At 47.4% G+C, this 12,350-nt stretch carries 9 protein-coding genes; 6 read left to right on the forward strand and 3 right to left on the reverse strand.

Features of this window, described 5'->3' with window-relative positions; genetic code table 11:
• Positions 1-133: 133 nt before the first annotated feature.
• Positions 134-1,066 (reverse strand): flagellar motor protein MotB, encoded by a 933-nt coding sequence (locus AYJ58_RS17730; RefSeq protein ID WP_106651134.1) that lies wholly within the window; start codon positions 1,064-1,066, stop codon positions 134-136.
• A 3-nt stretch (positions 1,067-1,069) separates the two neighbouring features.
• Positions 1,070-1,837: a flagellar motor protein PomA gene (gene pomA, locus AYJ58_RS17735; RefSeq protein ID WP_106651135.1), complete on the reverse strand. Its 768-nt coding sequence runs from the start codon at positions 1,835-1,837 to the stop codon at positions 1,070-1,072.
• 314 nt (positions 1,838-2,151) lie between these two features.
• On the opposite strand from pomA, the gene xseB reads away from it, so the two are divergent.
• The 3 genes from xseB to dxs are packed head-to-tail and all read left to right on the forward strand — an operon-like array spanning position 2,152 to position 5,165.
• Positions 2,152-2,391, forward strand: a complete 240-nt coding sequence (gene xseB, locus AYJ58_RS17740; protein ID WP_006080884.1) for an exodeoxyribonuclease VII small subunit — start codon at positions 2,152-2,154, stop codon at positions 2,389-2,391.
• 2 nt (positions 2,392-2,393) lie between these two features.
• Positions 2,394-3,275, forward strand: coding sequence for a (2E,6E)-farnesyl diphosphate synthase (ispA, locus tag AYJ58_RS17745; RefSeq protein ID WP_106651136.1), 882 nt, complete (start codon positions 2,394-2,396; stop codon positions 3,273-3,275).
• 21 nt (positions 3,276-3,296) lie between these two features.
• The gene (gene dxs, locus AYJ58_RS17750) at positions 3,297-5,165 is read left to right on the forward strand and encodes a 1-deoxy-D-xylulose-5-phosphate synthase (RefSeq protein WP_106651137.1); all 1,869 of its coding nucleotides are present in this window, start codon (positions 3,297-3,299) and stop codon (positions 5,163-5,165) included.
• Positions 5,166-5,316: 151 nt separating this feature from the next.
• Here the strand turns inward: dxs and grpE are convergent, their stop codons facing one another.
• Positions 5,317-5,937, reverse strand: a complete 621-nt coding sequence (grpE, locus tag AYJ58_RS17755; RefSeq protein WP_028760692.1) for a nucleotide exchange factor GrpE — start codon at positions 5,935-5,937, stop codon at positions 5,317-5,319.
• 100 nt (positions 5,938-6,037) lie between these two features.
• Here grpE and nadK point away from each other — a divergent pair, with 100 nt between their 5' ends.
• From nadK to AYJ58_RS17770, 3 genes are all read left to right on the forward strand, one after another.
• Entirely contained in the window at positions 6,038-6,916 is an 879-nt protein-coding gene (gene nadK / locus AYJ58_RS17760; protein ID WP_106651138.1) for an NAD(+) kinase, read from the forward strand.
• Positions 6,917-7,743: 827 nt separating this feature from the next.
• Positions 7,744-9,387 (forward strand): L-lactate permease, encoded by a 1,644-nt coding sequence (locus tag AYJ58_RS17765; RefSeq protein ID WP_106651139.1) that lies wholly within the window; start codon positions 7,744-7,746, stop codon positions 9,385-9,387.
• Positions 9,388-9,463: 76 nt separating this feature from the next.
• On the forward strand, positions 9,464-12,268 hold the full coding sequence (locus tag AYJ58_RS17770) for an FAD-binding and (Fe-S)-binding domain-containing protein (protein WP_106651140.1): 2,805 nt from the start codon (positions 9,464-9,466) through the stop codon (positions 12,266-12,268).
• The last annotated feature ends 82 nt before the right edge of the window (positions 12,269-12,350 follow it).

A 12,350-nucleotide genomic window follows, 5' to 3' on the forward strand; every position in this document is an offset into this window, starting at 1 on the left:
CAGCAAAATTGGTTAAAAGAATAATCGGGGGATTATATACCCAAGCGACCTAAAAAGGGAAAAGTCTGCATTAGTCCAATAAAAAAAGCCGCAACAGAATTGCGGCTTTAGATACAGCGCGTATTGAGCTTACCTAAGGCGAATTGCCAACCTGAATTTCATCAGATTCCTTGGCTTTACCTTGCTCAATGGCAATTTCCACCCTGCGGTTACGGGCACGATTCTCCGGTGAATCATTTGGCACTATCGGATTGTTAGACGCCATGCCAACCACTTTCATCCTTTTAGAATCAAAGCCTTTAACTTGTACTAACTCGTGGGCCACAGCCACAGCACGTTTACTGGATAAATCCCAGTTAGAGCTATAAAGCTCATCGCTGATTTGCATATCATCCGTGTAACCCGATACCGTAATAATCCCTGGCACATCTTTTAGCAGTTCGCCAACAGAGCGCACCACAGGTTTAAATCGAGGCTGAAGGAAGCCAGAACCAGAGGCAAATGAGCCCTTCTCACGGATACGGATAATAATCTGCTGACCTAAGGACTCAATTTCTATCGCACCATCGGTGATTTCTTTATTGAGTTCCTGCGCCATCTTCTTCACTTCTTGATTGATCTTATCCTGTGCAGCTGCCGCTTCGGCCTTAACCGCATCAGCCACTTCCTGCGCCGTTGCAGTGGCTTCGCCGCCACGCTGGGAACCACTTTGCTGCTGCACGCCGCCCGCACTGTCGTCTTCACCTGCTTGGTAATCCAATACAGGTTCCGTCATTTCATTGGTTTGCTGGTTGATTATTTCAATCGGGGTGGGATCGGGACGTCCTGGTCTAAATTCTAAGGCAATCACTGACGTCCCCTTCGGGATATCTTTGACTTCCACCTTATTTTGCACACCAAAGGCATACTTCATTGAGCCCGCGATCTGCTTAAACTTCATTACGTCCATTTCGGAAAATGACAATAACAACACGAAGAAACACATCAACAACGACATCAAGTCAGCAAAGGTCGCCAACCACATCGGTGCTCCGGCCGGTGGACAGTTGCACTTAGCCTTAGCCATGGGCTACTCTCCGTCCGTTGTATCTATTTTGCGATTTTTCTCAGCCAGATAATTTTTCAAGAAGCCTTCAATCACCCGTGGGTTTTGTCCGTCTTGAATCGCCAATACCGCATCCATAATCAAGTTACGGTTCAGCATTTCTTCGCCCATCCTAAGCGTTAACTTATCCGCGATAGGAAGACAAACCATGTTAGCGGCCATAGCGCCATATAAAGTCGTTAACAAGGCTACCGCCATCGAGGGGCCAATGGATTTAGGATCTGACATGTTTGACAGCATGGCCACAAGACCCACCAACGTACCTATCATGCCCATTGCCGGACCTACGTCACCAAAAGCTCTAAAAATGCCGATCCCAGTACGATGGCGCTCTTCAGTCAGCGCAATATCCTTTTCTAAGGCAGCGCGCACCACTTCACCATCGTGACCATCAACAAGCATGTCGACGGCTTTTTGCATGAAACTGTTGGTAATTTGCGCTTCTTCTAAAGCTAAAAAACCGCCTTTACGGGCGGCATCAGCCATAGTCACGGACTGTTCAATCAAATCTTCTGGCTTATCAATCTTAAAAATAAACGCTTTGGCGGCGATTTTTACCGCGCTAAAAAACTGTTTAAGATTGAACTTCATCATCACCACGAAGAAGGACCCACCGAAAACAATAAGAATCGAAGGTACATCAACGAAAATCATTAAACCGCCGCTGGTGGCCATTGCCCCTAAGATGAAACCAAAGGCACCCACAATTCCAATTACTGTTGCTAAATCCACAACGGCTCCTCACTTTTCGTAATAAACGACATAATACTCACCCTAGGTAAGCAATAAGACTCAGCAGTTCCACTGAGTAAGATAATCCCAACGACACACATGCGAGCCTTGTCTATCAAGTTAAAAATTACCATACAAATGATGATACTATTGTCAGTTATCGGACACACACTAAGCAAGTTTAGCGACAATTTATATTTTCTGAAAAAATTTCAGTAACAAAGCGTGCTATTGAGCAAATATCTTTAGTCTGAATTTGACCCTTAAGCCGCCCTGATATACCTTGTGTCCGCTAAATCAAAGGAAGCATAAACGTGGCGAAGAAACCCGAAAATCTCAGTTTTGAAGAATCCCTTGGCGAACTTGAGCGCATTGTTGCCGATCTAGAACAAGGCGATATTTCGCTCGATGACGCGTTAAAACAATTTGAACGTGGCATCAATCTGGTTCGAAATAGCCAAGCAAAACTCGAACAAGCCCAACAAAAAGTGGCCATTTTACTGAAACAAGATGAAAATGCGCCCCTATCCCCCTATGCCGTTGAGGGCGAATAAGCGTGTTAGTCAGTGCCATTCAAGAATATCAACAACGGGTTGATAATCAATTAAAACAGCGTTTTAGTACGCTTGAAGATACCGCTCCCCAATTAAAAGCCGCCATGACTTACGGCGCATTATTGGGTGGCAAACGCATTCGACCTTTCCTCGTATACAGTGTCGGACGCATGTTTGGGGTCGAGCTCGAAAAATTAGATGCCTGCGCCGCAGCCATTGAATGTATCCATGCTTATTCATTGATCCACGATGATTTACCCGCCATGGATGATGATGAGCTGCGCCGTGGTCAGCCCACTGTGCATATCGCCTTTGATGAAGCGACCGCCATTTTAGCGGGGGATGCACTGCAGACCTTAGCCTTTGAAATTGTCACCGAAGCGGTTGCTGGGATCAGCAGCGAGCAACATATCGCTATGGTCAGAGTATTAGCAAAAGCCTCAGGTTATCGTGGCATGTGTGGCGGCCAAGCGATAGACTTAGCCTCAACCGATAAACATATTGATCTTAAAGCATTAACTCAGCTACATAATATGAAAACTGGCGCCCTTATCAGTTGCGCCGTTGAGTTAGCATTAATCGCCGCAAACGCGCCAAAAGATCAGTATGCTGCTATGATGGATTTTGCCCGTGCGGTCGGACTCGCCTTCCAAGTACAAGACGATATCCTTGACATAGTAGCCACCACCGAAGAACTCGGTAAGCCGCAAGGCTCTGATACTGAATCGAATAAGAGTACGTTTCCACAACTACTTGGACTACAAGGTGCACAAGACACCGCCAAACAACTGATCCAAGAGGCACTATCAGCGCTGGCTAAATTGCCATACAATAGCCAGTTAATTGCAGACTTCGCCCGCTATATCATTGAGCGAAGAATATAATAAGAGTCGAAGTATCTCGCTATGAGTTTGGACATTTCTCAGTTTCCCGTGTTGGCGCAGGCCAACACCCCCAATGAACTCCGCCAGCTTCCTCAGGCACTTTTACCACAAGTAGCCGACGAACTGCGCGAGTTCCTTCTAAAGTCTGTTGGCATGTCCAGCGGACATTTTGCCTCTGGGCTCGGCACAGTGGAACTCACTGTTGCGTTGCACTATGTCTACAACACCCCTTTTGATCGGCTGATTTGGGATGTGGGCCATCAGGCTTATCCCCATAAAATTCTCACGGGTCGTCGCGACAAGATGCACACCATTCGCCAAAAAGATGGCTTGCATCCTTTCCCATGGCGTGAAGAAAGTGAATACGACACTTTCAGCGTTGGGCATTCAGGCACGTCTATCAGCGCCGCACTGGCGATGGCGATTGCCGCAGAAAAAGAACAAGCGGGTCGTAAAGTCGTTGCCGTGATCGGTGATGGCGCCATGACTGGTGGTATGGTGTTTGAAGCCATGAACCACGCAGGCGACTTACACAATGACATGCTCGTGGTACTGAACGACAACGAAATGTCGATCTCTGAAAATGTCGGCGCCCTCAATAACCATTTAGCCCAACTGATGTCAGGCCGTTTCTACACTACGCTGCGCGAAGGCGGCAAGAAAGTATTGAAAGGCATGCCCGTCATCAAAGAAATGGCCAAACGCACTGAGGAACACCTCAAGGGCATGGTCGTTCCTGGCACGCTATTTGAGGAGTTAGGTTTCAACTATATCGGTCCTATCGACGGCCACGATGTTGATGCTCTGGTCGAGACCATGCGTAATATGCGCAATCTGAAAGGTCCACAGGTGCTGCACATCATGACGAAGAAAGGTCGTGGTTATGAACCTGCTGAAAAAGATCCTATCGGTTGGCATGCCGTACCTAAGTTTGACCCGTCGCTGTTTAAAAAGCCGGCCACCAAACCCGGTTTACCGACCTTTTCCCAAGTCTTCGGCAAATGGTTGTGCGACATCGCTGAGCAAGATGAGAAAGTATTAGCCATAACTCCTGCGATGCGCGAAGGCTCGGGTATGGTTGAGTTTTCCCAGCGTTTCCCGAAACAATATTTCGATGCGGCGATTGCCGAGCAGCATGCAGTGACTTTAGCCGCAGGTTTTGCCTGTGAAGGTTTTAAGCCTGTGGTGGCGATTTACTCGACCTTCCTGCAACGCGCCTACGATCAACTTATTCATGATGTGGCGCTACAGCAATTACCGGTATTGTTCGCTATCGATCGCGGCGGTATTGTCGGTGCCGATGGTCCAACTCACCAAGGTGCATTCGATTTAAGCTTTATGCGTTGCATCCCCAACATGGTGATCATGGCGCCGTCGGACGAAAACGAATGTCGTCAAATGCTCTACACTGGCTATTGCTATGATGCGGGTCCAAGTGCAGTGCGTTATCCAAGGGGCAGCGCGACAGGAGCGATGCAAGTCGAAGCGATGACGGCATTACCGATTGGTAAAGGCGTGATCAAACGTGTAGGCAAGCGCATTGCCATTCTCAACTTTGGCACCTTGTTAGCCTCGGCGTTAACCGCTGCCGAAAACTTAGATGCAACGGTTGTCGATATGCGCTTTGTAAAACCGCTCGATGTTGATTTAGTCAAAGAGATGGCGCAAACCCACGGAGTGCTCGTCACTGTGGAAGAAAATGCCATCATGGGCGGCGCAGGTGCTGGCGTACTTGAACAGCTTCAAAAGCTGCGAATGCCCAAGGACGTGCTTCAGATTGGTTTGCCTGATGAATTTATCAAACATGGCTCACCCGAGGAAGTTACCCATGACTTGCAACTGGATGCCGAAGGCATACTGGCGCAAATCAATGCTTATCTAGCGCAATAAGTGATTTAATAGATGGCGTAAGAGCGAGAACTCGGTCAAGTACTGCTGACCGATTCTGTTTGCCGATTCAGATTTCGCCCATAAAAAAGGACTGCTATTGCAGTCCTTTTTTGTTGCTGTCTGATTAGAACAGCGGCCTAACCAATAAAGCTTAAGCTTCGATATCTATCGTTGCGCTTTCTTGGTTAGGGCCACCCTGTGACACCATTACCATAGCAGGGCGCAGCAAGCGACTGTTCAGCTCATAACCCTTTTGCATCACCAACATCACAGTGTTCGCAGGGAACTCGGCACTTGGCTGCATACCAATCGCTTGATGTTGATCAGGGTTAAATGACTGACCTTGTGGATCAATCTGCTTAACACCAAATTTAGCCACCGCAGTGAGTAAGCTTTTTTGAGTTAACTCAACACCTTGATAAATCGCTTTCGTCGCTTCATCTTCAGGGTTAGTCCCCATCAATGCGCGCTCCATGTTATCAAGCACTGGCAAAAGTTCATTGGCGAACTTTTCCAAGGCAAACTTGTTCGCCTTTTCCACATCCATTGCGGCACGACGACGAATATTGTCGACTTCGGCTGCGGCGCGGATAACTGAATCCTTCTGCTCTTCAACTTTCGCCAAAGCTTCAGCGAGTAACTGTTCCAGCTCTTCAATACGGAAATTGGCCTGGGTAAGCTCATCGATCAGACTTGCTTCTGCGGTAGATACTTCAGACTCTACACCCTCTTGGATCAGATCCTGTTCTGCTTTAATCGATTCGTTGCTCATTTTCACTCCAGCTAAAAATGCTTTGTTTCTGAAATACTCTGGGCATATTATGGGGATCAATTTTGACGTTTCAAGGCCTAAGGCCAGATCTAGCATAAATATGACCACAAAGTTTCATACTATCGGCCTTATCGGCAAACCTCATCACCAAGGGACCAACCAAACCTTAAAACGTCTGCATCATTGGCTGACAATGCAAGGCTTTGAAGTCTTAGTGGAAGAGCGTGTTGCTACCGAACTAGGGCCCAATATCGAGGCGGTCGATTTGCTAGAAATTGGCGCGCGCTGCGACTTAGCCATAGTCGTCGGTGGTGACGGTAACATGCTTGGCGCCGCTCGGGTATTAGCCCGCTTCGATTTAGGCGTGATTGGCGTTAACCGCGGCAATTTAGGCTTTTTAACCGACCTGCCGCCCGATGCCTTTGAAGAAGCCCTCGCTAAGGTACTCGACGGTGAGTTCGATACCGAGCACAGATTCTTACTCGAAGCCGAAGTCTATCGCCACGGTATGCTCAAGGCGAGCAATACCGCCGTCAACGAAGCCGTACTCCATCCGGGTAAAATTGCCCACATGATTGAGTTTGAGGTCTACATTGACGATCAATTTATGTACAGCCAGCGTGCCGACGGCATGATAGTCTCAACGCCTACCGGTTCGACGGCTTATGCCCTCTCCGCTGGCGGCGCTATCCTGACGCCTAATTTACAGGCCCTGATTTTAGTGCCTATGTTCCCGCACACTTTGTCGTGTCGCCCGATTGTCGTCGATGCCTGCAGCACGATAAAAATGGTTGTGTCACCCGAAAATGGCGAGAACCTCGAAGTCAGCTGTGATGGCCATGTGCATTTAGCCGTGTTACCGGGCGATGAAATCATAGTGCGCCGCAGCTCTGAACGTTTACGTTTAATTCATCCTAAAGGTCACAATTATTTCCACGTGCTGCGAACAAAATTAGGCTGGGGCAGTAAGTTGTTTTAAGCCTGCGCATATTTGTCCTATTTCCCATAATGGGTCCTATTTCTATAACTTATCCAATTACCCTATTAAAGAGACGTATTCCGTCTCTTTTTTATTTTGTAAATATTCCCATAAAAATGGCGGCTAAAGACGAGAAGCTCTTTTTGAGTTCGTAGAAAGAGAATTATCCCGCTGTTCAAAAAACTGAAAGTGACTTAAATAACGGTTATTTAATTTCAGATTAAAGTAATTTTAATTAAGTGACTTACATCACAATAAAATTTCGATTTTAAAAAGCGTGATCTGCATCACTATAAAAAAACATCAGCAAACCATAAATTTAATCAATAAAAATAATCATTTGATAAACTTCAGTGCAATTTCCCTAATTCAACGGCGTCGCCTTGCGTGATCTTAATCACACCTTAAAAATGTCTTAAAAAATCATTAAGAGTCTATTAATGAAATAAATGGATCAGTTAATTGCAATAATGACGATAAATATGAGTGATAGCTCTACTTTTAATAACCAGAAAAACAACAAACACAATTTTATATAACCAAAGTAGATATACATCCAAGAGTCTAAGTGATCATTGTCACATATAAGAAAATCCCCTGAGAGAAGCACCCCGCAGCACTGTAAATTAGCATTTCATATAACAGCCAAGATGATCTAGATCATATTAGTCAAGCTCACAATAGCGTCTAGTACACAACACAGAATGTCGAGACCGTAAGTACTTGCAGTATTAACTGCTGATTTATTGGTCTGGGAAGTCGACATGAAGGCAGATGATAAATCCTAATATCAATAATAAGACAGACCACTTTATGAAGAGGCAAGCATGACAATACTTCAACTCCTCGCCAGCTTGACGCCAGTGCTCAGCGTAATGCTATTTTTAGTGTTACTCAGAATGCCTGCATCAAAGGCTATGCCCATATCCATGGTAGTCACTGCGCTCGCCGCTGTGTTTATTTGGCAAATGGATACCACATTACTGGCGGCATCGGTCCTCGAGGGACTGCTATCAGCCATCACTCCATTAACCATCATCTTCGGCGCGGTATTCCTGCTCAATACCCTGAAATACTCAGGTGCGATGGATACCATCCGTGCGGGCTTTACTAACATCAGTGCCGATGCCCGTGTGCAGGTCATTATCATTTGTTGGTTATTTGGCGCCTTTATCGAAGGCAGTGCAGGCTTTGGTACACCCGCCGCGATTGGTGCACCACTGCTTGTACTGCTAGGCGTACCACCGGTTGCCGCTGCGGTTGTTGCTTTGATTGCCGACTCAGCCTGCGTATCATTTGGAGCGATTGGCTTACCTGTGCTCTTTGGGATGGAACAGGGTCTGATCCAAGGTGGCGTAAGCATGGCTGCGGAGCAATTTGCGGCACATGGCGGTAACTATGCTGGTTACGCGCAATATATCGTCATGCATATGATCACTATCGACTTAATCACAGGTTCATTAATCCCGCTGGTCATGGTGACTATGCTGACCGGATTCTTTGGTCGTAATAAATCCTTTAAGGAAGGCTTAGCGATTTGGAAATTTGCGATTTTTGCAGGCCTTGCGTTTACTGTCCCCGCATGGATCATCAACTACCTCGCAGGCCCTGAATTCCCAGCGGTTATCGGTGCATTAATCGGTATGGCACTGGTGATCCCTGTTGCGCGCAAAGGTTATTTGCTTCCTAAAACTCCTTGGAATGATTTTGCCGAAAATGACAGTCAAGAGGGAGTCAAGGTTGAAGCCACAGCCAAATTCTCACAAATAGCCGCTTGGACGCCCTATATCATCATGGCTGCGCTGTTGGTGTTATCTCGTACAGTTATGCCGCTTAAAGCCTGGTTATCAAGCTTCAATATCAGCTGGACAGGTTTAATGGGCACCGAACTTAAGGCCAGCTTCGCGACGCTATACGCCCCAGGCGCCTTCTTCGTCGCCGTGTGTATTCTCGGTTTCTTCCTGTTCAAAATGAAAAGCCCTGCGATTAAGCAAACGGTCGGTGTGTCATGTAAGTCCATGTTACCCACCATTATTTCATTAGGTGCTTCGGTGCCTATGGTGAAAATCTTCTTAAACTCAGGTGCTAATGGTGCAGGTCTTGCCTCTATGCCAGTTGCCCTAGCCGATATGCTTGGCCAGTCAATGGGGGCGGTATGGGCATGGGTGGCGCCTATAGTAGGGATTTTTGGTGCCTTCTTATCGGGTTCAGCCACTTTCTCGAACATGATGTTCTCCAGTCTGCAATACAGTGTGGCTGACAATGTTGGCATGAACCACACATTGGTTTTGGCACTACAAGGTATAGGTGCGAACGCCGGTAACATGATGTGCGTAATGAACGTGGTAGCCGCTGCCACTGTGGTGGGTATGGCGGGTAGAGAATCAGAAATTATCCGTAAGACTATGCCGGTTGCCATCGGTTATGCCCTATTGGCAGGAACTATTGCAACCCTATGGGGTGGTTTCTAATTCATTGATTTAATTGAGCAGTCGAAGTCACTACCTATGACTTCGACTTCTGTCAGTTTACAAAGAGAGCAATGCAATGTCGATTAACTACAAATTGGTCATCGATGATCTAAGAGTGCAATTAGGCGACCACCCTGTCACGGATGATCCCGTCCGTCGTTTTGCTTGGTCCACCGATGCGAGTTACTTCAGAATCGTCCCAGAAGTCGTAGTCCATGCCGAGACCCTAGAGCAAGTTAAACAGACCTTAGCGGTAGCCAGGAAGCATAATGCGCCCGTGACTTTTAGAGCAGCGGGCACCAGTTTATCGGGCCAAGCTATCGGTGAGGGCATACTGCTCATTCTTGGTCATGATGGTTTTAGAAAGATTGAAGTCAGTAGCGATGCCAAACAAATTACCTTAGGTGCCGCTGTCATTGGTTCCGATGCCAATGCCGTATTGGCGCCACTTAACCGCAAAATTGGTCCCGATCCTGCGACCATTGCCTCGGCTAAGATTGGCGGTATTGTTGCCAATAATGCTTCAGGTATGTGCTGCGGCACTGCCCAAAACAGTTACCAAACGATCGCCTCTGCAAAGCTGCTTTTTGTCGATGGTACAGAGCTAGATACTGGCTGTGAGAAATCAAAGGCTGAATTTGCTAAAACCCACGGCAAACTACTCGATGCGATCAAAGAGCTGTCACACATGACTCGCCATAATGCGCTATTGGCGGACCGTATTCGTAAAAAATATTCGATCAAGAATACCACTGGCTATGGTATCAACTCGTTACTCGATTTTACCGATCCCTTCGACATCATTAATCATTTAATGGTGGGTATGGAAGGCACCCTCGCCTTCATTAACGAAGTCACCTACAACACAGTCAATGAGGCTAAATTTAAAGCCTCGGCCATGGCTGTATTCCACAATATGGAAGATGCCGCCCGCGCGATTCCATTGATCAACGGTGAGAGCGTTGCTGCGGCTGAGCTCCTCGACTGGCCATCCATCAAAGCGGTAACGGGTAAGCCTGGTATGCCGGACTGGTTATCGGAATTGCCCGCATTATCCGCTATTTTGCTTATCGAATCCCGTGCCGATGACGCGCAAACCCTCGAGGCTTATACCCAAGATGTCACCGCGAAACTCGCCGGCTTTGACTTTATTCGCCCAATGGAATTTAGTACTAACCCAGCAGTTTGTGACAAGTATTGGGCAATGCGTAAAGGCTTATTCCCCATTGTGGGTGGCGAGCGTCCAAAGGGCACCTCGGTCATTATCGAAGACGTAGCCTTCGAACTCGAGCATCTAGCGGCAGCAGCACACGATATTACTGAGCTTTTCCATAAACATGGTTACCCTGAAGGCTGTATCTATGGCCATGCCCTAGCGGGTAACTTCCATTTTATTATTACGCCGACTTTCTCTACCCAAGCCGATATCGACCGCTTCCATGCCTTTATGGACGATATTGCCGATATGGTGATTAATAAGTACGACGGTTCAATGAAAGCCGAGCATGGCACTGGCCGTGCTGTGGCGCCGTTTGTCGAAAAAGAATGGGGGCAAGATGCCTACACCCTGATGAAAAGTATCAAGCAAGTGTTTGATCCTAAGGGTATCTTAAACCCAGGTGTTATCCTCAACGATGATAGCAATGTCCACGTTAAAAACATCAAGCCCTGCCCTGTGGTCGATGATTTTGTCGATAAGTGCATCGAATGTGGTTTCTGCGAAAAAACCTGTCCAACATCGGCACTGAACTTCTCGCCGCGCCAGCGTATCGCCACTTTGCGTGAAATCGAGCGCTTAGAGCAATCCGGTGATAAAGCCGCCGCAGCCGAAATGCGCGCCGCCGCTAAGTACGATGTGGTTGATACCTGCGCCGCCTGTCAGCTTTGTACTATTGCCTGCCCGGTTGACAACAGCATGGGCCAATTGGTGCGTAAGTTGCGCACGCCATACATCACGACCACTGAGCAAAAAGTCTTAGATTTCCAAGCCAAACATTTTGGCGCGGTCAACCAAGTGATCAGCTCAGGTTTTGACATGCTCGGGGTTATCCATAAAATCACCGGCGATGGCATCACCAATGCGCTAATGAAAACCGGCCGTTTGATTTCAAAAGAAGTGCCGTATTGGAATCCGGATTTCCCCAAAGGCGGCAAACTGCCAAAACCCTCCCCTGCAAAAGTGGGCCAAGAAACTGTGGTCTACTTCCCTGCTTGTGGCGGCAGAACCTTTGGTCCAACACCAAAAGATCCCGATAATCGCACTCTGCCAGAAGTCGTCGTCACGCTACTGGAACGCGCGGGTTATAACGTGATTACCCCTGAAAAGACCCGCGATTTGTGCTGTGGTCAAATGTGGGAGTCTAAGGGCGACTTTAAAAATGCCGATGCCAAACGCCAAGAGCTTATCGATGCGGTGAGCAAAATGACCAACGGCGGCAAGTTGCCTGTGGTCGTCGATGCACTGTCTTGTACCTATCGCACCCTCACGGGTAACCCCAAAGTACAAATTATCGACTTAGTTGAGTTTATGCACGACAACTTGCTAACTAAGCTCAACATCAGCAAAAAAGTCAATGTAGCACTGCACTTAGGTTGTAGCGCCCGCAAGATGAAACTTGAGCCTAAGATGCAGGCTATTGCCGATGCGTGCTCAGCCCAAGTGCTTAAACCTGCGGGAATTGACTGCTGTGGTTACGCGGGTGAAAAAGGCTTGTATAAACCAGAAATCAACGCCAGTGCACTGCGTAATATCAAAAAGCTCATTCCTGTCGAGATTAAGGAAGGCTATTACGCCAACCGTATGTGTGAGGTCGGTTTGACTCAACACAGTGGCATTTCCTATCGCCATTTGGCTTATCTACTCGAAGAGTGCAGCCGCTAAAACACTGACTAAACGGGGCTCAAAGTAGCCCCGTTTTTCTTTATAAGACAACTATTCTCATTTATCGGCCGACACGCTTCAA

Origin of the sequence: Shewanella sp. Pdp11 (genome assembly GCF_002838165.1) — a bacterium.
Classification (GTDB): domain Bacteria; phylum Pseudomonadota; class Gammaproteobacteria; order Enterobacterales; family Shewanellaceae; genus Shewanella; species Shewanella hafniensis.